This window comes from Exiguobacterium sp. 8A (assembly GCF_902506275.1).
Classification (GTDB): Bacteria; Bacillota; Bacilli; order Exiguobacteriales; family Exiguobacteriaceae; genus Exiguobacterium; species Exiguobacterium profundum.
The window spans coordinates 918,987-942,990 of record NZ_LR733630.1 but is presented as its reverse complement, the minus strand read 5'-3'; the positions used below and the strand labels follow the sequence as shown (position 1 = coordinate 942,990).

Annotated in this window: 22 protein-coding genes; 15 read left to right on the top strand and 7 right to left on the bottom strand. The window is 46.0% G+C overall.

The features are described from left to right. Positions 1–64 precede the first annotated feature (64 nt). From cccA to GVY42_RS04885, 3 genes are all read left to right on the top strand, one after another. The gene (gene cccA / locus GVY42_RS04895) at positions 65–403 is read left to right on the top strand and encodes a cytochrome c550 (RefSeq protein WP_012726639.1); all 339 of its coding nucleotides are present in this window, start codon (positions 65–67) and stop codon (positions 401–403) included. A 96-nt stretch (positions 404–499) separates the two neighbouring features. Continuing rightward, positions 500–1,216 (top strand): tRNA (adenine(22)-N(1))-methyltransferase TrmK, encoded by a 717-nt coding sequence (locus GVY42_RS04890; protein ID WP_159562495.1) that lies wholly within the window; start codon positions 500–502, stop codon positions 1,214–1,216. Continuing rightward, positions 1,216–2,328 (top strand): Nif3-like dinuclear metal center hexameric protein, encoded by a 1,113-nt coding sequence (locus GVY42_RS04885; protein WP_159562494.1) that lies wholly within the window; start codon positions 1,216–1,218, stop codon positions 2,326–2,328. The genes GVY42_RS04890 and GVY42_RS04885 overlap by 1 nt, the downstream gene beginning before the upstream one ends. 42 nt (positions 2,329–2,370) lie before the next feature. Here the strand turns inward: GVY42_RS04885 and GVY42_RS04880 are convergent, their stop codons facing one another. Next, positions 2,371–3,324: a 4-hydroxy-3-methylbut-2-enyl diphosphate reductase gene (locus GVY42_RS04880; RefSeq protein WP_012726636.1), complete on the bottom strand. Its 954-nt coding sequence runs from the start codon at positions 3,322–3,324 to the stop codon at positions 2,371–2,373. A gap of 129 nt (positions 3,325–3,453) precedes the next feature. On the opposite strand from GVY42_RS04880, the gene GVY42_RS04875 reads away from it, so the two are divergent. The 5 genes from GVY42_RS04875 (at position 3,454) to GVY42_RS04855 (ending at position 9,105) form a co-directional block, all read left to right on the top strand. Continuing rightward, positions 3,454–5,208 (top strand): ATP-binding protein, encoded by a 1,755-nt coding sequence (locus tag GVY42_RS04875; RefSeq protein WP_236548986.1) that lies wholly within the window; start codon positions 3,454–3,456, stop codon positions 5,206–5,208. Next, positions 5,205–6,143 carry a substrate-binding domain-containing protein gene (locus tag GVY42_RS04870; RefSeq protein ID WP_159562493.1) on the top strand — a complete coding sequence of 313 codons (939 nt, stop codon included), beginning with the start codon at positions 5,205–5,207 and terminating at the stop codon, positions 6,141–6,143. The genes GVY42_RS04875 and GVY42_RS04870 overlap by 4 nt, the downstream gene beginning before the upstream one ends. Positions 6,144–6,204: 61 nt before the next feature. Continuing rightward, positions 6,205–7,548 carry a DEAD/DEAH box helicase gene (locus GVY42_RS04865; RefSeq protein WP_159562492.1) on the top strand — a complete coding sequence of 448 codons (1,344 nt, stop codon included), beginning with the start codon at positions 6,205–6,207 and terminating at the stop codon, positions 7,546–7,548. Positions 7,549–7,629: 81 nt separating this feature from the next. After that, positions 7,630–8,532, top strand: coding sequence for a deoxyribonuclease IV (locus tag GVY42_RS04860; RefSeq protein ID WP_159562491.1), 903 nt, complete (start codon positions 7,630–7,632; stop codon positions 8,530–8,532). 3 nt (positions 8,533–8,535) lie between these two features. Beyond that, entirely contained in the window at positions 8,536–9,105 is a 570-nt protein-coding gene (locus GVY42_RS04855) for a hypothetical protein (RefSeq protein ID WP_159562490.1), read from the top strand. Positions 9,106–9,142: 37 nt separating this feature from the next. Here GVY42_RS04855 and GVY42_RS04850 read toward each other — a convergent pair whose 3' ends face one another. The 3 genes from GVY42_RS04850 to GVY42_RS04840 all read right to left on the bottom strand — a co-directional run bounded on the left by GVY42_RS04850 (position 9,143) and on the right by GVY42_RS04840 (position 13,102). Continuing rightward, positions 9,143–9,313 carry a DUF1427 family protein gene (locus GVY42_RS04850; protein ID WP_012726630.1) on the bottom strand — a complete coding sequence of 57 codons (171 nt, stop codon included), beginning with the start codon at positions 9,311–9,313 and terminating at the stop codon, positions 9,143–9,145. A 91-nt stretch (positions 9,314–9,404) separates the two neighbouring features. Next, a complete protein-coding gene (locus GVY42_RS04845; protein ID WP_159562489.1) occupies positions 9,405–11,570 on the bottom strand; it encodes an RNA degradosome polyphosphate kinase in 2,166 nt (721 codons plus the stop codon). Between the two features lie 2 nt (positions 11,571–11,572). Then, entirely contained in the window at positions 11,573–13,102 is a 1,530-nt protein-coding gene (locus GVY42_RS04840; protein ID WP_159562488.1) for a Ppx/GppA family phosphatase, read from the bottom strand. 282 nt (positions 13,103–13,384) lie between these two features. Here GVY42_RS04840 and GVY42_RS04835 point away from each other — a divergent pair, with 282 nt between their 5' ends. The 5 genes from GVY42_RS04835 (at position 13,385) to GVY42_RS04815 (ending at position 17,978) form a co-directional block, all read left to right on the top strand. Then, positions 13,385–14,287, top strand: a complete 903-nt coding sequence (locus GVY42_RS04835; protein WP_159562487.1) for an RNA-guided endonuclease TnpB family protein — start codon at positions 13,385–13,387, stop codon at positions 14,285–14,287. 233 nt (positions 14,288–14,520) lie between these two features. Next, a complete protein-coding gene (locus GVY42_RS04830; protein ID WP_074036635.1) occupies positions 14,521–15,282 on the top strand; it encodes a metal ABC transporter ATP-binding protein in 762 nt (253 codons plus the stop codon). Continuing rightward, positions 15,279–16,136 (top strand): metal ABC transporter permease, encoded by an 858-nt coding sequence (locus GVY42_RS04825; RefSeq protein ID WP_159562486.1) that lies wholly within the window; start codon positions 15,279–15,281, stop codon positions 16,134–16,136. The genes GVY42_RS04830 and GVY42_RS04825 overlap by 4 nt, the downstream gene beginning before the upstream one ends. Then, a complete protein-coding gene (locus tag GVY42_RS04820) occupies positions 16,129–16,554 on the top strand; it encodes a Fur family transcriptional regulator (RefSeq protein WP_159562485.1) in 426 nt (141 codons plus the stop codon). Before GVY42_RS04825 ends, GVY42_RS04820 begins: the two co-directional genes overlap by 8 nt. Positions 16,555–16,589: 35 nt before the next feature. Continuing rightward, positions 16,590–17,978 (top strand): NAD(P)H-hydrate dehydratase, encoded by a 1,389-nt coding sequence (locus tag GVY42_RS04815; protein ID WP_159562484.1) that lies wholly within the window; start codon positions 16,590–16,592, stop codon positions 17,976–17,978. A 31-nt stretch (positions 17,979–18,009) separates the two neighbouring features. Here GVY42_RS04815 and GVY42_RS04810 read toward each other — a convergent pair whose 3' ends face one another. Further along, positions 18,010–18,594, bottom strand: a complete 585-nt coding sequence (locus GVY42_RS04810; RefSeq protein ID WP_012726623.1) for a hypothetical protein — start codon at positions 18,592–18,594, stop codon at positions 18,010–18,012. Between the two features lie 75 nt (positions 18,595–18,669). Next, positions 18,670–19,791: a flavodoxin-dependent (E)-4-hydroxy-3-methylbut-2-enyl-diphosphate synthase gene (ispG, locus tag GVY42_RS04805; RefSeq protein WP_012726622.1), complete on the bottom strand. Its 1,122-nt coding sequence runs from the start codon at positions 19,789–19,791 to the stop codon at positions 18,670–18,672. Between the two features lie 219 nt (positions 19,792–20,010). Here ispG and GVY42_RS04800 point away from each other — a divergent pair, with 219 nt between their 5' ends. Beyond that, positions 20,011–21,705, top strand: a complete 1,695-nt coding sequence (locus GVY42_RS04800) for a methyl-accepting chemotaxis protein (RefSeq protein ID WP_159563648.1) — start codon at positions 20,011–20,013, stop codon at positions 21,703–21,705. Positions 21,706–21,739: 34 nt separating this feature from the next. Here GVY42_RS04800 and GVY42_RS04795 read toward each other — a convergent pair whose 3' ends face one another. After that, positions 21,740–22,180, bottom strand: a complete 441-nt coding sequence (locus GVY42_RS04795) for a hypothetical protein (RefSeq protein WP_031423270.1) — start codon at positions 22,178–22,180, stop codon at positions 21,740–21,742. Positions 22,181–22,360: 180 nt separating this feature from the next. On the opposite strand from GVY42_RS04795, the gene GVY42_RS04790 reads away from it, so the two are divergent. After that, positions 22,361–24,004, top strand: a complete 1,644-nt coding sequence (locus GVY42_RS04790; protein ID WP_159562483.1) for a Na/Pi cotransporter family protein — start codon at positions 22,361–22,363, stop codon at positions 24,002–24,004.

Sequence of the window (24,004 nt, the reverse complement as noted above, 5' to 3'; positions counted from 1 at the left end):
TTATTATTTTTTGAGTAAAATAGTGTTGGATAGAAATTTGGAATGAACATGAGGGGGAACTACAATGCGTAATCCATTGTTACCGTTTGCGGCAATCGCAATCGTCGCAATTATTGCCATGGTATCATTATCGTATTTTGGGGTGAATCAGGCGCAACAAGCGGCTGAAGGTCCAGCAGTCACTGAAATGAACCCAGAAGAGTTGTATGCTGCGAAGGGTTGCACAGGTTGCCACGGCGGAAACCTTGAAGGTGGCGTCGGTCCAGCACTTACTGGTGTCGGCGATCGTCTCTCACCAGAAGAAATCGCAAACATCATCGTCAACGGTCAAGGTGCGATGCCAGCAGGTCTTGCATCCGCTGAAGAAGCAGAAGTGCTTGCGAACTGGTTGATTGAACAATAAGAGGTGACGCACTCCGTGATGGGGTGCGTTTTTTTGTTGTCGAACTGTAGAGAATTCGATACGCTAGGGAAGAAGTAGAACAAAGGAGTTGTCTGTATGCAAGAACGTGTCATGTTAGACCGACGATTGAAGCAGGTCGTCGATTATATCCCAAAAGGAAGTGTGCTCGCCGATATCGGTTCGGATCATGCATATGTCCCATGCTATGCCTTTCAGCAAGGAATCATTTCAAAAGGAATCGCGGGTGAAGTGAACGTTGGACCGATGGAAGCTGCGAGAGCACAAGTCGATTTGATTGGGGCCAGTGATGCCATTGATGTACGCCTCGGCGATGGTCTTGCTGTCTTACAGCCCAATGAAGCGACGTGTATCTCGATCTGCGGGATGGGCGGCAGTTTGATTCGCTCGATTCTCGAAGCGGGTCAAGATAAGCTCGGTGCGGTCGAACGACTCGTCCTTCAACCGAACGTTGATGGGCAACACGTACGAAGCTGGCTGCTTGAACATGGATATGTCCTTGTCGAAGAGGCAATTGTAGAAGAAAATGATAAAGTCTACGAAATCCTAGTCGGAGAAAAAGGTAGTGAGACCATCTATAGCGACGCGTCGGACGAGCGGATGTGGCAGTTGTTATTCGGCCCATATCTTATTCAAGAGCGACCGGAACCATTTAAACTCAAATGGAGTCGTGAAGCCGATAAGCTCGATTATGTGCTTGGACAGATGGCAGCTGGCATTCAATCGGATGCCTTGATTCAAAAACAAGTGGAATTCAAACGGATGCGTGACAAAATGAGAGAGGTGAGTCAGTAATGGCGAACGGCAATCAAGTGATTCAATTGTTTGAAGAATTTGCACCGAAACATTTGGCGGTTGAAGGGGATAAAATCGGCTTACAGATTGGATCGCTCAACAAAGAAGTCAAACGGGTCATGGTCACGCTTGATGTGCTCGAATCGGTTGTGGATGAAGCGATTGAGAAACAGATTGATTTGATCATCGCGCATCATCCACCCATCTTTAGTCCGTTAGCTCAAGTCAATGACCGCTCCACGGCTGGGAAGATTACGATGAAATGTATTCAGCACGATATCGCGGTCTATGTCGCTCATACAAATTTAGACGTATGCAGCGGTGGTGTGAACGATTGGATGAGTGAGGCGATCGGTCTCCGCGATACGAAAGTACTCGTCCCGACCTATGAAGAGCCGGTCTATAAACTATCTGTATTCGTTCCATCCACGCATGCGCAAGACGTATCCCGTGCTCTAGGAAAAGCGGGTGCGGGACATATCGGTGACTATGCGGACTGTCAGTTCCGTGTATCCGGAACGGGACAATTCACTCCGCTCGCAGGGACAGATCCCTTCATCGGTCGCCCGCATGAAACGGAACAAGTTGACGAAGTGAAAATCGAAACGGTCGTTCGGGAGAGTCAGAAAAAGCGTGTACTAAAAGCAATGAAAGACGCCCATCCTTATGAGGAAGTGGCGTATGACCTCATGCGCGATGAAATCGAGGGTCATGTATTTGGGCTAGGGCGAATCGGTCGACTTGAACAGGCCATGACACTTGAACAGTTTGCCGAACACGTGAAAACAAGCTTTGGGGTTGAGGGCGTGCGAGTCGTCGGAGACCCGAGACGTTCGATTGAAAAAGTTGCCGTATTAGGTGGAGACGGGAATAAATATGTGTCTACTGCGCATTTCAAAGGTGCAGATGCATATGTGACGGGTGATTTATATTTCCACGTGGCTCATGATGCGATGGCCCTTGGGCTTGCAGTCGTAGACCCAGGGCATCATGTCGAGAGTATCATGAAACAAGGTGTAATCGATGTGCTCAGCAAAAAGTTTGAAAAAGCGAAAATTAATGTCGACTTGATTCAATCTGTTGCCAACACGAACCCGTTTCAATTCAAGTAAATCCTAAAAATCCCCCATCCTCTGAGAGAATGGGGGATTCCTTCACTTACGCAAAGCTTTCACTTTCGGTAAGATGCTCCGAAGTTCAAGAAATGGCGTTTTATCGTGCGTGCTTAAATCGTCTGGGTCATACTGCGACAAAAAGTCGATGACTTTTTTTGTGATCGGTGTAGGAGTAGAGGCGCCCGACGTCACAGCGACGGTCTCGACTCCCTCGAGCCAATTCAAGTCAAGTTCACTCAAGTCACCTATTCGATATGCATTCGTTCCGGCAATCTCTTTTGAAACTTGTGCTAAACGATTGGAGTTGTTAGATTTAGGATCTCCGACGACAATCAACAATTCGCAGTCTCCCGCTTGTTCAGCGACGGCTTCTTGACGAACTTGCGTCGCGTTACAGATTTCATTATGCACTTCCACGTGAGGATAACGGGCTTGAATCGTTTCAATTAATGCGGAAACGTCCCATTGACTCATCGTCGTCTGGTTCGTCACCAAAATTTTTCGTTCGAACAAGCGACTCGGCAACTGATCGATTTCATGTTCATATTGAATCAAATGAACATGGTCTGGTGCAACACCAATTGCACCCTCCGGTTCCGGATGCCCGTGTTTTCCGATATAGATGACATCATATCCTTCTGCCGTTTTCTCACGAATCAAATCGTGTGTGACTAAGACGTCAGGACAAGAGGCATCTACAATCGTCAATCCTTTCTCGATGGCACGTTTCCGGACGAGTGGTGAAATGCCGTGCGCCGTGAAGACGACCGTTCCTCGATCGATGGTTTCGAGCGCTTGCATGCGGTCTTCTCCATCAACGGTTTTGACACCGAGATCCTCAAACGCCTGCGTGACGTGACGGTTATGGACAATCATTCCAAGTATATGAATCGGGCGTGGCAAATCTGGATTTGCGACGGCCTCATTTGCGAGCTTCATGGCATCGACGACACCATAACAATATCCGCGTGGGCTAATTTTTTTAACTTTCATATGAAGACGAAGGCTCCTTTCGAAGTGCTTTCATACGTATTAGTCTAACATTGTTTCGAAAATACGAAAAGATTTGCGTGTATTCATGCTATAATTTTTAGGTTAGAGAGGAGGGACGCCGTGAATCGCATGAAACCATTGCGTGAACTAAGAAAATCGTACTTTTTCCAAATTACGTTCATCATCATCATTATTTTAGCACTTGTCATTTCATCACTTGCCTTCTCTGCTGACCGCGTCACGGTGTCTCGAGCAGAAGAATTGGCGAAAGAGCAATTTGATTACGCCATCGATGACAGTATTGAGAATGTGGAGTCCCGACTTGGGAAATTGTATGAGGATTTAGTTTACTTAGGCGCTTACGTTGGAAATGAGCCATGGATTGAAGAACGGATCCGAACAGGATATTTGAATCAACGCACGAGTTTTACGTCCATCTTTTATTATGATGTCAATCAAGACTCATTTAAATGGTACTCGGAGCGACAAGTCGCCTCTTCTGTCTTGAAACGCGATCCGAAGTTTACGGAAGTATTGACTGCAAGTGGAAAAGAACTATATATGAGTGACCCTGTGATGATCAGTGGGGATATGGGAACTTTCCTATACGTTCCGGTCATCGAAGAGAACCGACCAATCGGTATTTTTGGGGGAAGCATTAGTGTCTTGAACTCTGACTTGTATCGTCGTTCGTTGGAATCTGCGAATGATGACATGATTCTATACTTGTTAGATGAGCAAGGCGAAGTGTTGACGACTTCGTTCAACTTGGTCACAGATGCAGAGCGTCGGATATCGCGTGAAGTCATCGACGAAGCATTAGATCGAAGCGAACGGACAATCTTGAGTACGGATGAAGATACGGTAATGTTTGAACCGGATGCACGAGTCAGTGGATGGAGCATGCTCGCAAAACATCAAAATGACTCCGTCTATGAAACGGTCTACGACACGCGTTGGCAGTATTTGATGATTGCGCTCGTTACATTCTTCCTGAGCATTCTCGTTGGATTGTTGCTTTCCCGGACGTTAACGAATCCGCTTGTCGAGCTGGTCAATCAAATTAAACAACAACAATCGCTCGGAACGATCTCGTTGGAAAGAACCGGTTCGAAAGAAGTGGAGACGCTACTCGACACGTATAACGATTATGCACAACGGATGGAAACGTCACGACGTGAACAGTTGAGTCAGCAACAGTTGATTTTGCATCAAGAAAAATTAGCCTCACTCGGTCAATTGGCCGCGGGAATTGCCCATGAAATTCGAAATCCTCTAACTCCCGTCCACATCACGTTACAAATGGTGCGCGAGGGTCAAGGTAGCTCAGATATGGTGGATGTCGCCATCAAAGAACTGGAGCGGGCGAATGATTTGATTTCAACGATGTTGACGCTCGCCAAACCAGATCAGGCTGGTAAAAACGAAGATTGGATCAACATGTTAGACTTTGCGAAACGACTTGAATTTTTAATGGATGCCGAATGTTATAAACGACCTACGAAATGGGAATTACTTGTACCGAACGACATGCCGCCATTTTATGCATCCTTTGATATGCTCGTTCAAATCATCTACAACCTCTTCAAAAATGCGGTCGATGCCGTCGAATCAAAAGGGGCTGAAGGTAGTGTCGTCGTGACGGTCCTCTTTACGGAGCAGGAATATCGCTTCTTGATTGAGGATAACGGGATTGGCATGAGTGAGGAACAACTCAAGACAGTTGGTTCCGCCTTCAATACGACGAAGGAAAGTGGGAATGGTCTAGGGATCTATATGATTCAAGAGTACTTGAAGAGCGTTAACGGTGCGATGGAGATTGATAGTGTGATGAAAAAGGGGACCGCGATTTTAATCAAAATCCCAAGGAGACAACCGTCATGAAAGGACTAAAACATTATTGGCTTTGGTTACCGGTCGTGTGGGCCATGACGATCCTCCTCATCACCTCGATTCAACTCCCAGAGCAAAAAACGAATGAAAAAGAAGTCGGATTCGTGTTTGTCAGTGATAAACATGAGCATGCGAATAAACTACTGGACTCGTTCGTGCATACAGCAAACCAAAAAGGGTTCATCCCGATTCCGACCACGAGTGAAGACTCGCGTGTCCTTGAAAAAGAAAAACTAGATTCATTGATTGACCGGGGTGTCGAGGCCATCTTTTTGACGACTCTCGATGACACGTTCATTCAACCCTCATTAGAACGCGCAAAACGAAAAAACATTCCGATTATTGCGATTGACCGCATGATTGATCATCCGAGTGTGCTCACATCCGTCGTTTCCGACAATGTCGATATCGGTCGGATGGCGGCCGAACAAATTGCTGCCAAGTATAGTGAGCTCGAACGTCCGATTCGCGTGGTCGAAGTGAGGGGGACGCCGAAAGTTCGCTCCACGATGGACCGAAGTCTTGGTATTCGAGAGTACGAAAAGCAACATGGCGACGATTTTCAGATCATTGCATCCATCACCGGGAACTATGACACATTCCAAGCTGAAATCGAGATGTCACGTTGGTTAGAAGAAGAGATTCCGTTTGATGCAATCTTTTCACATAATGATGATAATACGTTTGGTGTCGTCCGGGCTTTAGAAAGTCATGGTTTGACGGACAAGACGATCGTGTCGGTCGACGGGATTTCAGATATCTATCCGCTCATTCAAAATGGGAAGGTCAATGCCACTGTCGTGCAGTCACCGAACGAGATGATGGAAGTCGGCTTCAAAGCACTCGAACAACATTTAAATGGAAAGAAAATTGCCAAACACTATTATTCATCGAGTTATTTATATGAAGGTGTGGCAAAAGATTGATTGACAAATCATTTGATTCCGCTATGCTAGGAAAAGTGGAAAGAAACAGGAGGTGTATCGATTGAACAGCTTCCAACAGTTCAAATTGCTACCGTTTATGGTTGATGCGTTAACAGAAAAGCGCATTACGAAACCGACCGATATACAAGCCCGGATTATTCCGGCTGCCTTGAATGGTCGAGATATTATTGGGAAATCACAGACAGGAACGGGTAAAACACTTGCGTTCTTGTTACCGATCGTTGAAGCGATCAACCCAGAAGATGCTTCAGTTCAAGCAATCGTCGTCGCACCGACACGCGAACTCGCTTGGCAGATTCATGAAGAATTGAAATCGATTCTTATTAAAAACCCAGAATACATCAAATCGAGTTTGATTGTCGGAGGGACAGACCGCGAACGTCAGATCGATAAGATGAAAAATCCGCCACAGTTAATCATCGGGACACCGGGACGAATCCTTGATCTCATGAAAGCACAGGCGTTATTCCCGCACAAAGTGACACACTTTGTCGTCGATGAAGCCGATCAAATGCTCGATATGGGATTCTTGCCCGAGGTCGACCGCATCGCACAGGCGCTTCCTGAAAAACTGCAAACGATGGTCTTCTCAGCGACGATTCCTGAGAACCTTGAACCGTTCTTGAAGAAGTACCTTCATGACCCACGCTTTGCAGAGGCGAGCCCAGAACATCGCGTCGCACCAAAAATCAAGCACCACGTGATTCCAGTACGTCACCGTGACCGTAAAGAATTGACTGTCGAAATTGCGAAAGCAATCAATCCATTCGTTTGTCTCGTGTTCACCAATACGAAACAAGAGGCAGATGAGTTGGAGACGTCGTTCCGCGAAGCAGGTCTAAACGTCGGTACGTTGCATGGTGACATGCAGGCACGTCGCCGCAAACAAGCCATCAAGGACATCAATGATGCGAAATATCAGTATGTGATTGCTACGGATTTAGCGGCTCGCGGTATCGATATTTCAGGAGTCTCTCACGTCATCAACCACGGGATTCCGAAAGACCTTGATTTCTATACGCACCGTGTCGGTCGTACGGGACGTGCGGGCGCATCAGGTGAGGCGTACACACTATATGAGGACCATGAGAATGGACCGATCAACAGACTTGAAGAACGTGGGTTCGAATTCACTCATGTGGACTTGCGCAACGGTTCGATTCAACCGATCAAGACACGTCGTCGTCGCCAAACAGACCGTAAGATGAAGGTCTCACACACGGCTCATAGTCGGATGGCCGGTGAAATCAAGAAGGCGAAGAAGAAAGTCAAGCCTGGCTATAAGAAGAAATTCAAGTATAAGTTGAAAGAGACGGCATCACGTGAGCATATGCAACAGCAACGCTCGGATCGCCGTGCAGCACGTAAGAAAAATAAACGATAATGTTTGGGAGAATCGACTTCTTGGAGTCGGTTCTTCTTTTTGTGTACACTAGAGAGAGAAGATGATGAAGGGAAGATGAGGATGTTAAAAATAGGTTCACACGTTTCGGTATCAGGTAAAAAGATGTTGTTAGCAGGGAGTGAAGAGGCTGTCTCTTACGGGGCGAATACGATGATGGTGTATACAGGTGCGCCCCAAAACACACGCCGTAAACCCATTGAAGATTTAAATATTGAGGCAGCACTCAAACATATGGCCGCACATGACATCGAAGAGATTGTTGTTCACGCTCCATATATCATCAATCTCGGGAATACGACGAAACCTGAGACGTTTGAATTGGCCGTCTCTTTCTTAACTCAGGAATTAAAGCGGGCAGAAGCACTCCAAGTGGCTCGCCACGTCGTTCTTCACCCGGGCGCTCATGTCGGAGCGGGAGAAGAAATCGGTCTCGCTCGAATCATCGAAGGCTTGAATGAAGTGTTGACGGGTGATGAAAATGTGAAGATTGCATTGGAGACGATGGCAGGGAAAGGAAGCGAACTTGGTAAGACGTTTGAAGAGCTTGCAACGATCATTGATGGCGTGACGCACAATGATCGACTCTCAGTTTGCTTTGATACGTGTCACGTCCACGATGCCGGATATGACTTAGTCGGTGATTTAGACGGCGTCATCGAACAATTCGATCGAATCGTCGGACTCGACCGTCTCGGAGTCATTCATGTAAATGATTCGAAGAACGTGCGCGGTGCGAAAAAAGACCGTCATGAAAACATTGGCTACGGAGAGATCGGGTTTGATACATTGAATCGTGTCATTCATCACGAGGCATTTGCGCATCTACCGAAAATCCTAGAGACGCCATATATCCCGATTAGCGAAAAAACGAAAGTCGCTCCATATAAACAAGAGATTGAAATGTTCCGTGTCAATCAATTTGATGCCGAATGGCGTGAACGATTCGCGCTCGCTCATCAATAAACGATGAACGTCCTACAAGTCGATCCAAAGCGATATGATGTCTGGAACGCATTCCCGACTTATTTTCTTGAACAAAGTCCGGTTTATGTAAACGGGTCCGTGACGACACCGACAGCATTTATCGAAGTGATCGGGCATGGCATCGTGGCGGAAGCAGAGGTTTTACTTGAAGAGATGATTGGGCGACCAGACGATCCGTATTGGCTAGGAGAGAAACAGGAAGTGGTACAACTGTATTCCTTAGTCGATCTGTTGCAACTACATTTTCATCATCCATTATTGCAAGTGGGGATGTATGAGGTAGATGAACCGTACGAATCGATTCGAAAAAAATGGAATGACGGCTATTATGTACCATCGTCTAAATGGACGAAAGAGTCATATGAGGCGCACTTGTTTCGAGAAAAACTCTTAGCACCAAAGTCTCATGTGACGACTTGTGCGAGCTGTCATGTAGACCTAGCTGAACGATTTGGGAAAGAGGCGTATCACTTGATTGAGTATCACTTGACAGAGGAACGTGGCATCTGGGTTTGTCCGACCTGTCATAAAGCCATTCATACACTAGACTAAATAATAAAAGATGCCCTTTTTTCGAGGGCATCTTTTATTAGAATGGCCAGTTCGCTACAGCAAATTGATAAACCTTCATTCCGAGGAACACCCCGAAAATCCCAACAACTCCTGGTAATACCGGTGGGGCAGGGAGTGGCAGTTTGAGGGCAGTGAAGATGGCACCACAAATCAAGCCGGCGAGTAATGATAGTAAAATCTCCTGCATAAATAATTCCTCCATCTCTAAATGAAAGCGCTTCATAATAACTGAATCGAATTTATTATACAACGAGTTTCTCTATTTGAGAAGTCTAACATCAGTCATCTGTCATTTTCTCATTCTCTGCCCGAAGGCGGAGAACTTCACGTTCCGCCCAATTTGACGGTTCTCGTTCGAATACGCTAGGTATATTGTTCCAGCGACCACCTGTGTACTGATGGATGATAATTTGGGATTGAATCTCTTCCTGGTTGCTCTCACGTTTCACATACACATAGCGGCCGTCAGAACGTTGTCTTCTTGCTTTCACATTATCGACGAGTTGAAGGGCCATCATATCTTTGATATACGTTTTATGTGATGCGTTCAAGATGGGGAAGAGTATCTCGATCCGTTTTTTCATATTTCGTGTCATCCAGTCCGCAGAGGAACAGTACAAGTCTTCTTTTCCGTTTTGGTAAAAATAAAAGATTCGGGAATGTTCGAGATATCGATCGATGATCGAGATAACTTTGATGTTTTCAGAGACCCCTTTAATTCCCGGCCGTAAGCAACAAATTCCTCGGACAATCAAATCGATTTTCACCCCCGCGGACGAAGCATCGTATAATTTTGTAATGATAGCCCGGTCCGTGATCGAGTTCATCTTTGCGACGATGCGACCGTTTCCATACTTTTCATGTAGCTTGATTTCATCATCGATTTTATTCAAAAAGAAGTCTTTCATGTCGTCAGGCGACGTTTCGAACTGATGCCAAGATGGTCGTTCTCCATAACCGGATAACCAGTTGAAAAAGTTCGTTGCATCTTCTGCGAGTTCTTCATTTGTTGTGAGAAGCCCAATGTCTGTGTACAGCTTGGCAGTCGAATCATTATAGTTACCTGTACCAAGATGAATGAATCGTTGCAACACACCACCTTCTAGAATGCGAACGACGAGGGTGATCTTTGAGTGTGTCTTCAGTTCTTTATAACCGTAGATGACGTGAGCTCCAGCCTTCTCAAGTTGCTTCGCCCATTGAATGTTTTTCTCTTCATCGAAACGTGCTTTTAGCTCGACGAGGACGGTGACTTGTTTTCCGCTCTCGGCTGCATCGGTTAATGCTTTGATAATGGGAGAGTCCCCGGAGACACGATAAAGTGTCTGCTTGATTGCCAAAACGTTCGGATCTTTAGCAGCTTGAACGATAAATCGAACGATCGGATCGAATGAATGATAGGGGTGATGTAGCAGGTAATCTTGTTTAGCGATACTTTGGAATAAATCTTTGCCCGATTCAAGACCTTCTGGGATAAATGGAATCAACGTTTCATTGATCATGTCATCATATTCCATCCCGATTTGATTGTAGATCCCAAACAGGAAGGTCAAATCGATTGGACCGTCGACAATAAATATATCTCGGTCATGTAAGTCAAGGACGTCCTGTAACATGAACAACAGTTCTTTTCGTAGCGATCGCTGCTGTACTTCGAGTCGGATGGCAACCCCGTATCGTCTCTTCTTCAATTCTTTCTCAATTTGTTTCAAGACGTCACGACTACCTTCTTCGTGAAACGGCATGTCTGCGTTCCGCGTAATTCGGAATGGCATCGTGGACTCGACGACAAATCCTTTGAAGAGTGAGTCGATGAATTGAATGATCAAATCCTCAAGTAAAATCAAATCGGTATGTTCTTCATCATCGGTAGGCAGTTCCAGATACCGCGGAAGAACGGATGGCACTTGAACGAGGGCGAGTCGTTTCTTTCCTTCGCCATTCGAGGCAATCTCAACGGCAATGTTCAGTGACTTTGATAAGAGCATGGGAAACGGACGATAGGCATCGACTGCAATAGGCGTCAGGACAGGGAATACATGCGTTCGAAAATACTCTTTCACGAAGTCTTGTTGAGTTTTGTTCAAATGTTTCGTCCGTAAGAAGCGGACGTGCTGATTCGATAACTGTTTTGTAATTTTTTTATATGTCGCATATTGTGTCTCGACGAGTTCTTGCGCTCGCATCGAAATGGACTTGATCTGCTGTTTTGGAGTGAGGCCCGTCTTATCTTCCGGACGGTTGAAACCGGCAAGGACCTCATCTTTCAATCCACCGACTCGTACCATATAAAATTCATCAAGGTTTGAACTGAAAATCGCCAAAAATTTCAATCGTTCCATCAATGGATTTCGTTCATCCATCGCCTCTTCGAGAACACGTTCGTTAAAGTCGAGCCAGCTGAGTTCACGGTTGTTAAAATGTTCATTCGTGTATTCGGACATGGTTACTCCTCCTCGCTCAAGACAATCTCAATCGATTGATCAATTGCGCGTTCTAAATGCTTTTTATGGCGGGTGCTCCGCTGCAACTCAAAACGTGCGGAACCATTCGTATCTAGCGTAAGTGTAAGGCCATCCTTTGTGCTAGCAACATGGACGTCTGTCACAATCTGACGTTCCGTCAAGTCGAGGGCATCGACGAGTTTCACAATCGATCCGAGTAGCTCCAAACTTTTCAATAACTTTTGATCAAACCATTTCGGGAAAGCTTCGATATGTTGTTCCAACACTCGTTTTGATTTGAAGGATGTGACGAGGGCAAGAGCGAGTCGGTCCTCGTTGTTCAATCCTTTGAAATCGTTTGTGGTGATCAAATGGAACGTGTGGTCACTCTTATTGTTATGGTCGATATATTCACCGACATAAGCAAGGCGACAGGCACCTTCAAGGAGACCTGGCTCAAATGGTTTCGGTTTAATCGCTTTTACTTCAATTAATCCGGTATACAACTGTCGAGCCAATCGGATGAGATGTTGATGACGAGTCGGGTTCACGTCATATTGTTTTTCAAAATGACGAAAACTTTCTTCTTTCACATCGGCAAAACGAATTTTATCATGCTCATGTAAATAGTTTTCATAGAATAGTCCTTCGCGGAGTCCATTGTTACTCATCGTGAACTCGGGCACTTTCAAATATTTAGCGAGTTCGCCGATTGCTGTCACGGCAGGCGCGATGATGTCGACCCGGTCTTTTGATAGCCCATCCAAACGCCCGAGTTGTTTACTCGACATTCCGACGAGTTCATCTATGACGTCCTCCAATTGTTCAGCAGAAATCGTATACTGATGGATTCCTTCAAGCGGGAAGTTCGATATGGTCTGTTCGACCCGGACTAAGTTACGAGCCGTCCCGCCGACACCGACAAGAGGGACACCGTGTGGTTCGAGCCATTCAATTTCCTTGAATGCCTTCTTTAAGTATGCGGTCAACGCTTTCCGCTCGTCTTTCGTCATCGTCTCATCTTTCATGAATTCTTTCGTTAACGTCACGGCACCGAAAGGAAAACTATGATAGAAGACGAGTTCGCGGTTCTGAAAATATGTGACTTCCATTGATCCCCCACCAATATCGACGGAATATCCATCTTCCACATAGGTAGAGTTGACGATGGCCGAATATCCGTAAAAGGCTTCTTCGTAATCGCTCAATAGGCGGATGGTCATCCCTGTAGATTGTTTGACGTTCTGCAAAATCTCATCTGAATTATTCGCATTTCGAATGGCTGCCGTCGCCACAGGGAGTATATCGGTTACGTGATGATGGTCGTTCAACTCTTTAAAGTGACGTAACGTATCGATGAGCGAAGCGATTCCTTCTTCAGTCATTTCATTCGCATCACTAATATGGCTGGACAATCGCGCGACTTCTTTCACATTTAACCGTTCGAAGTATTGTCCTTCCTCGTTCACTTCGAAGATGACGTTGCGAATCGAGTTGGATCCGATATCAATAACTGCCAGTTTCTTTTCCATAAAACCATCCCCTTCATAATACTAGTGTAATCGACAAGGTTTTGAACGAACATACGATTTACGTTAATTTTAACAAAATCAGGCGAGAATTCTCCCTCCTCTAAGCGTCTCGGGGCGTAGCCCAGCGTAGGCGGGAGATGAATCGCCCGGTCCAAAAGTCTTATATCCCTATGACAGATGTTACGAACAAAAGTTCGTGATTCCGTTAGATTCTCCCTCCCTCTCCGCGGGTATCGGATGAGGAAGACATATCACGATCTGCTGGAGGGAGGAGGGACGGACATGCTGAAAGGCTACAAATATAGGCTTCACCCGACGCCTGCACAGGCCGAGTTCCTCATCAAGACGATCGGCTGCGCCCGGTTCATCTACAACAAGCTGCTCGAGGACCGCATCGCCATCCGCGAGGAGGCGAAAGCGGGGATCGTGACGAGACGGAAACCGGCGACACCCGCATCCTACAAGCCCTTGTTCCCGTTCCTCGCCGAGTCGGACAGCCTCGCGCTCGCGAACGCGAAGCTGAACCTCGACACCGCGTTCGCGAAGTTCTTCGCCGGGACGGGCAAGTTCTTCATCTCCCTCCTTGTCAAACAGGACGATGAACCATGGATCCCAGCCGAGAACAAGGTCGGGATCGATCTCGGTTTGGAACACTTCGCCGTCATGACGAACGATGCGATGGTCTCGGAGAAGATCGAAAACCCACGTTTCCTTCGTAAGTCCGAAGAAAAAGTCAAGAAGGCACAGCGCGCGCTGTCACGCAAGAAGATCGGGAGTAAGAATCGTGAAAAAGCAAAATTACTTCTGGCAAAGAAACACGAAAAGATCGCCAACCAACGGAAGGACTTCCTTCACAAACTGTCGAGACGGATCGTTGACGAGAACCAAGTCATCGTCGTGGAGACATTGAAGTCGAAGGACATGATGAAGAACCACAAGGTAGCGAAGTCCATCGGGGATGTCAGTTGGTACGAGTTCGTCCGACAGCTAGAATACAAATGCAAGTTCTACGGACGGACGCTCATCAAGGCAGACCCATGGTACGCATCGACGCAGATCTGTTCCACTTGCGGAGTAAAAGGCGAGAAGAAAAAATTAGATGTCCGCGAATGGACGTGTGCTTGTGGCGCGCAACATGATCGAGATATCAATGCGAGCATCAACCTATTGATGTTGGCCGACTAACAACTATTCAGGGCAGGGACTGCCCGACGAGCTTGGTAAATAATCGTGGCTAATAAAAGTACGATCTTCCCAAGAAGCTCCCACTTCAAGGTGTGAAGCAAATAAGTGGCGAGTAGTTCACCATTTGGCTAGGTGAAACCGGTCTTACTTGAAGGTATGCGTGATATTCTGTATAATACAAACGCCTAGAAAGTAGAAATGATTACGATTTAACATATGAGAGAAGGGATTAGATGACTACATCTGTCGTCAAATTAAACGAGGTGTCTTACTTCTATGATGGGACACCAGCCTTACAAAACGTATCGATTGATATTCGACAAGGGGACTTTGTCGCAATCGTTGGAGAAAACGGTTCTGGGAAGTCGACTTTGATTCGAACCATTCTTGGATTACTGAACCCGCAACAAGGGTCAGTCGAATTGTTCGGCAAGCCCATTTCGCAGTTTAAAGACAAGTCTCGTATCAGTTACGTTTCCCAAAAAGCGGCTTCCTTTAACTCGGGATTCCCGGTTACCGTCGAAGAAGTTGTTGCGATGGGCAGATACGGACGTCTCGGTTTATTCAAACGTTTAAAAATGGAAGATCAGGCAGCGATTCAAAATGCGTTACAAACGGTCAACATGTGGCAGTTTCGTCATCGGAAAATTGGAGATCTGTCCGGTGGACAACAACAGCGTGTCTTTATCGCTCGAGCGATGGTCAACCAACCTGATCTATTGATTCTCGATGAGCCGACCGTCGGTGTGGACCAAAAACACTTACAAGATTTTTATGAAGTCTTGCATATGCTTCGTGAACATACGACTTGTACGTTCGTCCTCGTCACCCACGATTTAAACGTGGTGACCGATCTTGTCACGAAAGTCGTCCATCTCGACCGCGGACGATTAGCATGCAATTGTGGACTGAGAGAATATAGCGAGCTCGGAGAACTCGCATCGTCCATCAAACCTTATCCTGTCAAAGTTCTTGTTCACGAGGGAACGACATGATCACAGATCTTTGGACATATAGTTTTTTACGTTATGCGTTCATTGCAGCACTTGTGATCGGGTTTACCGCACCGCTCATCGGTTCATTCATTGTAGTGAGACGGATGAGCTTGATTGCCGATGCATTGTCACACATGACGCTTGCCGGAATTTCGTTCAGTTTATTTCTCGGACAATATATCGCTCTATTCGCTGACCTGAACCCCCTGTATATGGGAACGCTGATCTCTGTATTGGCTGCGTTAGGACTCAATTGGCTTCGAGGTAAATATGTGCACTTCCAGGAACTATCCATTCCGATTATGATGTCCGCAGGAATGGGACTTAGTGCCATCTTTATCTCGCTATCACGAGGATTCTCGGTCGACTTGTCCACACTCTTGTTTGGATCGATTTCAGCTGTGAGTCAATCTGACATCACATTGATCGTCAGTGTGGCCGTCTTGACGCTCTTTGTGATTCTTATTTTCTATAAGCAGTTGCTGTTCTTGTCATTTGATGAAGAACAGGCAAAAGTGTCAGGATTACCGAGTACGATGCTTCACCTTTTATTCATGTTCATCGTAGCGCTTGTGATTGCCGTCAGCATGCGAATTGTTGGAACACTTCTCGTATCTAGTTTGATTACGTTACCCGTCGCAGCGGCGCTACGCTTTACTTCGAGTTTCAAACAGACCATTATGTGGTCCATCATCTTCGGAGAGGTCGCGACAATCGGTGGGCTTGTCCTTGCGTATGATCTCGATCTCGCTCCGGGCGGTGTTATCGTATTGATAGCAGTCGGTATTTTAGCAGCCGTCATGGCGCTCGAGAAAGTCATGAGTTTTAAGAAAAAGGAGGTACAACATGAATGAGGCTGAACAATTGAATCGTCTTCGTGCATCTTCTTTAAAAGTGACGCCGAAACGTCTTGAAATGTATGCTTATCTCTCTGAAGAAGACCGATATATCAGTGCGAAGGAAGTACTCGAGTACATGCGAGACAAACATCCGACGATGAGTTTTGATACGGTGTATCGAAATTTGAAGTCGTTTGCGGAGGAAGGATTACTTGAAGCGACGGAACTCGATGGTGAGAAATCCTTTCGAGTCACCTGCAGTGCGGCACATCACCATCATCATTTGATTTGTCGGAGCTGTGGAAAGACGAAACTGCTCGATTTATGTCCGATGCGCTTCGTAGAGGCGCTCGACCCTGAATTTGAAGTGGTCGATCATAAATTTGAGATATATGGGTATTGTAAAGAATGTAAGCAAAAGGGATTGATTTGATTCAATCCCTTTTTTGTATCGAAGGGGGAGGTTAGATGATCTATACAGCTGCTGAGATTAAGCAGATCGATCGCACAGCGATTCAAAATGGGATGCCCGAAGAGGTGTTGATGGAGCGAGCGGCCTCGGCGATTGTGCCTCACATTCGAATCGATTCGCAGTCTACCATTTTGGTGATTTGTGGCACAGGCAACAACGGTGGGGACGGTTGGGTCGTCGCTCGAGAGCTTGCTATGAAAGGGCATGAGGTCAGCGTGTGGTCACCGTTAGGGAAAAGTCAAACGGAGGCGGCTGCAATCCATGCTTCCTATGCATCTTCATTCCTTCGCCTTGTGGAACGGCCAATCCAAACAGATATCATCATTGATGCCTTGTTTGGCGTTGGGTTGTCCGGTCCCGTGACTGGTCAAGCGCGGGAAGTGATTGAATGGGTGAATCGTCAATCGACGCCTGTCATTTCGATTGATGTACCATCAGGCATACCGAGTGATCATGCTCGAGACTTTTATGATATAGCGATACGGGCGACGTATACGTATTCGTTACACGGTTTCAAACGTTCGACATTCTTAAATCGGACTGCTCCATTCTATGGCAAAGTGGAACGGATTGATATCGGACTCCGACATACATCCGATTGGAAGGTGTTGACCGAAACTGATTTCGATCGATCTCTTTTGGAGCGCGACCATTTCAGTCATAAGACGACATATGGACACGGGATGCTTATCGGGGGGAGTCGTCATTTTCTCGGTGCGCCATTCTTGGGTGGTCGTGCTGCAACTCGTTCTGGTATCGGCTTATTACGTCTCTCCATTCCACGTGAAGCGATCCCGCTTATCTCAACACTGCCTGAAGCGATGTATCAGCAACACACCGATGTGGTGGAACAACCGTACGATGCACTTGCCATCGGTCCCGGTATGGTCGAAGGGGAAGCGTTGAATCTCATTTGGCAATACGCAAAACAGCAGTCTTGTCCTGTCATCTTGGACGCTGGGGCACTATCGACGAAACGATTGGAAACCCGGGGGCCGCTTACGCTGACACCGCATCCAGGTGAATTTTCAAGATTGACCGGAAAATCGGTTGAAGAGATCGAGGCAGATCGGTTTTCCATCGCTTGTGAGTTCGCGAAGCAACACCGAGTCCATTTGATTTTAAAAGGAACGTATACGATCATCGTTACACCTGACGGAACAGGTGCCGTCAATACCGTTGAAGCATCGGCGTTAGCGAAAGGTGGAAGTGGGGACGTGTTGACCGGAATCCTACTTGCGCTATGGGCTAGAAGAAAAAAGCCTTCGGCACCGAACGAGCAAGCGGTGCTATGGCATGCGCTCGCTGCCAAGTCGATTAGCCAGAGTATACACCCCGCAAGTGCACTCGCAAGCGATATAATCGAAGAGCTCGGACGAATTTAAAAGGCAAGCCCGATTGTGTCGGGCTTGCCTTTTAACGTTGCTGTAGAACGATTTGTTTCTCCAATTGCGCGACATGGTGATGCGCCTCACGCCATGTCGAAATGCGAGTTACGCCTTCAGGTAACGTCTTACGATTATAGGGTGCGTCGAATAGGAGTACTGGAATTGACGTTTCTTCATGAATCGAGATGGCATTCTCATACCGGTCTTCCATAAACAGTTCGAGTGACAAGTCTTTGACGACATTGATTTTATCGTGAGAACCGGTCATGACCAACGAATCAAGCGGCAAACGATGCTGTTTGATCCATTCTTCGGTAACCGGTCGAACCGCCTCACTTCGGGCGGTGACGTAATGCAGGTGATGTTGCTGCTTTAATTCCCATAACACATCCAACACATCAGAGTGCGGAAGTGAACGACGGTAAATCGCTTCTTCATGCCCCTCTTCAATCATAAACTTCCAAAATTCATGTTGCTCCATCGTCGTATACGTGTGCAACTCGTACTCGGTCGCACGATGATAGTCAATCGAATAGCCGAGTGATTCATTCATATATAAAAAACAACTTTTAGGATCTGTAACGGTTCCATCCAAATCAATGCCGATTCGCATCTCATCACTCCTCCTCACATGCCCTCTATTCTATCAAAAACCCGTACGGTTGCAACCGTACGGGCATGAGATTCATTAATTTGATTGGTTTGCGAGTTCTTGTTCTTCGCGCTCACGTTCAGCCATTTTTTCAGCAGCGATCGCATCGATTTCTTTTTTCAATTCTTCGACCATCGTCGCCTCAGGCACTTTACGGATGATCTTTCCGTGACGGAAGAGAAGTCCTTCGTTACGTGCGCCTGCGATTCCAATGTCCGCTTCACGAGCCTCACCAGGACCGTTTACCGCACATCCGAGAACGGCAACTTTAATGTTGACGTTGATGTTTTGGATGTATTCTTCTACCTCTTTTGCAATCGAAATCAAATCGATTTCAATTCGTCCACATGTTGGACAAGAGATCAAAGTCGCGGCATTTGCTGCAAGTCCAAATGACTTGAGCACTTCTTTCGCAACTTTTACTTCCTCAACCGGGTCGTCTGAAAGTGAAACTCGAACTGTTGAACCGATTCCAAGAGAGAGAATTGCACCGAGTCCTGCAGCCGATTTAAGTGAACCGGAGAAGAGTGGACCTGACTCTGTGATGCCGACGTGAAGAGGATAATCAAACGTCTTCGCAGCGAGTGTGTAGGCTTCGAGTGCAAGGTTTACGTCTGAAGCTTTGAGCGAGATGATCGTGTTATAGAAGCCGAGATCCTCGAGAATCTTCACGTGGTGCATCGCACTCTCGACCATACCTTGCGCGGTCGGATATCCATACTTTTCAAGGAATTGTTTTTCTAATGAGCCGGCGTTAACACCGATTCGAATTGGAATCCCTTTTGCTTTCGCCGCATTGACGACGGCCTCTACTTTCTCACGACGACCGATGTTACCCGGGTTAATCCGGATTTTATCGACGCCACTTTCAATGGCTTTTAAAGCAAGCTTGTAGTCGAAGTGGATGTCGACGACGAGCGGGATATTGATGCGGCTCTTAATTTCTGCAAGTGCGTCAGCTGCACGTTCGTCTGGACAAGCCACGCGAACGACTTGGCAACCAGCTTCCTCAAGACGCTTGATTTCGGCGACTGTCGCCTCGACGTCATGCGTTTTCGTAGTGGTCATAGATTGAATAATGACTTCGTTCGATCCTCCGATAATCAAGTTACCGACGCGGACCGGACGTGTTAATGAACGATGCAAAATTTCTGACATATACGTAATCTCCTTCTTTTGGAAAGAATCCAATCGATTTAAGATGATAGGGTTTCTTCATTATCATAACGAAAAGAATGTGAAAAAGCATCTAGGATGCGTGACGGATGTGTGCTCTTTACAAACTCTAACGCTATCTTAACATCTACTTCATAATTTTCCACCGTCTCAAGACCGATATATAGGCGAGATTAGAAAAAGAGGTGGCTTAACGTGAAGATGAATTTCAAGCGCAATCAAATGAAGGGTACGGGACGAAACGCTCGACTAAATCGTCATTTTAAAATAGGGCACCGCCTCCAATGGACGCTCATGCCAATCATATTACTTGTCTTTATCGTGACGTTTAGCTGGTTCGCCCTAAAGTCTGAACAACTATTGTCCGCAGAAATCGAGCAGCGCCTTATGCGAGAAGTTACGGTCATGCGAGAATCGGTGAAGACGTCGTACAGTGCATATGTAGCAAACGAGAAGCAACTCAACCGGTCATTAAAATCTACTTATATGCAACAAGCTTCTATTCTATCGGGAGATGATTTTGAAGCAGCGCAATTTTTAGTACGTGGAGAGTCTGTTGAGCAATTGAGTGGGTCAAAAGGAATGAAAACAGAGCAGATTGTAGGGAAAGTTTCACAAACGACAACATCTGAAGTAGAAGAGACAGATGGTTTACTAATGGCATCGGTCTCGATCCCTGAGCTAAAAGCAGATTACGTTCTCGTTGTCACGAAAAAATCTGCGCTTGGTCCAATGACTGAACTGCGAAAATATATCACGTTCATTTTATTCATTGCGATGATTGGGATGGCCATCCTCTTTTCGCGATTGATTCATCGTGAAGTCAAACCGTTGAGTGTATTGGCCCATTCATTGCGCCGTGCCGTTGAAACGCGTCGTTTCGATGACGTGGCACTTGGAGCGAAATCCAAAGAAATCCATATACTCGAAACCGAGTTCAACACGTTCATTCAATTATGGAATCAGTCCATGGATATGATGGGGAAGACAGCGAGTGCATTTCATCAAAGTCTTCCAATCTTCCAACAAGAACTGATGAACAGCCATCATCAGGTTGAACAATTCCGTGAAGTTGCGGTTACGGTAGAACATACGAGTCATTCATATCAGTCGGTGACAAGCGATTCTACATTCAAAATGAGAGAAGTGACACAACAAATAGAAATGCTGGAACATCAAATTTCGAGTGTGGACGACCGTGGCAATCGACTGAAATCCATATTACATGAAGAACTTGAAACGTTCTATTCTGTGAAAGAGGCGAGTGATTATGTTGAGCAACAAGTGGAGAGTATTCAACAAAAGCTTGAAGAGAGTGAGTCGAACTCTTCAAAAGCGGATGAGGCGCTAAAGAGTATCCTATCGGTGTCGACAGCTACGAAGATGTTGTCGCTTAACGCATCGATTGAGGCAGCCCGCGCAGGAGAACATGGTAAAGGATTTGCTGTTGTTGCCAATGAAGTTGGGAAGTTAGCAAAAATGACGAATGAAGCGACACTCCTCGCGGTAGATGCAATCGAAGCATTGAACGAAGAACGAAAGGACCTGTTGTTTGAAGTCAATGACTTTATCAAAGAAGTGCATCTATTAAAAGATGCTGTTTATCGAGTAGAGATTGGAATCGGAACAATCGACCATGAAATCAAAGTTCAGTTAGATGAGTTTCAGTCCATCTCGGATCAAACGTCACATACGGGGAGACAGCTCTTGCAATTAATCGAATCGAATGAGCGGTTGCGAGAAATCAGTTCGTTACTCGAACGAAAGTTATTCGAGCTGAACGACGGTGTCGAACGATGGTCCAATGTGCAGTCTGCCTTACAGTCTGCAGGTACTGACTTGAGTGACCAAAGTGAAGCATTGAATCAGACGCTCGAGGAACTTTCTCCGGCATAAAAATAACGACAAGCGTTTACGAAGACGCTTGTCGTTATTTTTTTTTTGGCACTTTCGTTAAAGGGTAGGTGATATATCCGAGTCCAATGATGAAACCAATCCATATAAGAGACGGGTTCATGTGGTACAACACCACTAATATAACGGTAGGGACGAATGTCATCGCCACGGCATATGGCCAAGCTTGACGGTAGGCCCACATGTTTTTCGAGTAGACTTTTGTAACCAACTGAACGTATAAAGCCATGATGGCGACCCAAAGTAAATAGAAAAAGAAAATGGCGAATCCGTGTAAGAATAGCCACATCGGAACGAAAAAATCAGGACGAATCACAATAAAGTCCAAGACAGTGATCAGAAGCGTCAACACGAGAGTGGCTCCCATATAGGCATGGAGCGGGGCTAAACGAAGACGCAATACTTGCTTAGATGGGAAAAGACTTGTTCGAAGGAACTTCAAAATAGTGGACAACATACTAAAAACTCCAATCTGTTATATTACAGAAGTCAATAAGATGCATGAAATGGTACAGTGTTTTAATAAAACTTTTACATTAAACGTGTTTACATGATACTACCGATGAAGGCATAATGAGTAGGGCATTAAAAACCAAGCAAATCCAACCAATTCTTAATTAAAAGGAGTACAAAAATCGTGGAATACAATTTGCAAGAAATGTTATTCATGTTTTTTGGAGGTCTAGGGATCTTCCTCTTCGGGATCAAATCGATGGGAGACGGACTCCAAAAGTCTGCAGGGAATCGCCTGCGAGACATCCTTGATAAGTATACAACGAATCCATTCCTTGGGGTACTCGCCGGGATTATCGTTACTGTATTGATTCAATCATCTTCAGGTACAACCGTCATTACGGTCGGACTTGTTAGCGCCGGGTTCATGACACTCCGTCAAGCAATCGGGGTCATCATGGGGGCGAACATCGGGACGACGGTGACGGCGTTCATCATCGGATTCGATGTTGGTGCATATGCGCTTCCAATCATTGCAATCGGTGCAGTATTGTTGTTCTTCTTTAAAAAAGAAAAATTACAACACCTTGGTCAAATTTTCTTTGGCTTCGGGATGTTGTTCTATGGACTTGAATTAATGGGAAGTGGGATGAAACCACTTCGTTCAAGTGAATATTTCATCGACTTGACGCAATCAATGAGTGACAACCCGTTCCTCGGTGTCATCGTTGGTACAGTATTTACCGTGATTGTTCAATCATCGTCTGCGACGATCGGAATCTTGCAAGAGCTATATGCTGGTGGTTCCATCGATTTAGGTGCTGCTTTACCGGTATTGTTCGGAGATAACATCGGAACAACGATCACAGCGATTTTGGCATCGATTGGTGCATCAGTTGCCGCACGTCGTGCAGCAGCGGCACACGTCATCTTTAACTTGATCGGTACGACAATCTTTATGATCTTGTTAGTTCCGTTCACAAACTATATCTATTGGATCACAGAACTCTTGGCGATTGAAGATAAGATGCAAATCGCATTCGCACACGGTACGTTTAACGTCGTCAACACTTTCATCCAGTTCTGGTTCATCGGAACGATTGCTTGGATCGTGACGAAGTTGGTTCCTGGTGAAGACTCAATCGTCGATACGAAAGCACAACATTTAGACCCGATCTTCATTCAACAGTCACCATCGATTGCAGTCGAGCAAGCGAAATACGAAGTCATCCGCATGGGAGATTTCGCAAAACTCGGTCTCGATGAAGCACGCAACTATTTGACGACTGGCGACAAGAAGCACGCTGAAAAGTCGGCACATATCGAAGAAGCATTGAACTCGTTGAATGCGAAAATTACAGATTACCTCGTGAAATTGGCTGCCGTTGATTTGACAGAACAAGAATCACAAGAACACAAAACACTCATGCATGCCATCAACGATATCGAGCGAATCGGTGATCACGTTGAGAACATCATCGAGTTGATTGATTATAAGACAGCTACGAAAGTGACGCTTTCGACAGATGCACAAAAAGAATTGACTGAAATGTACGACCTCACACGTGCGACGTTAGAGAAATCTCTTCAGACGTTGGGGAGCGGTGACATGATTGAAGCACGTAAAGTCATTGAAATGGAAGCGAAACTCGACATGCTCGAGCGTCAATTCCGTAAGAACCACGTCGTTCGTTTGAACACAGGTGCTTGCGATGGACAAGCAGGTATGTTCTTCGTCGATATGCTCTCGAACTTGGAGCGAATCGGTGACCATGCTATGAACATCACGGAAATCACACTTGAAGATGCAAACGAAGTAACCGTATAA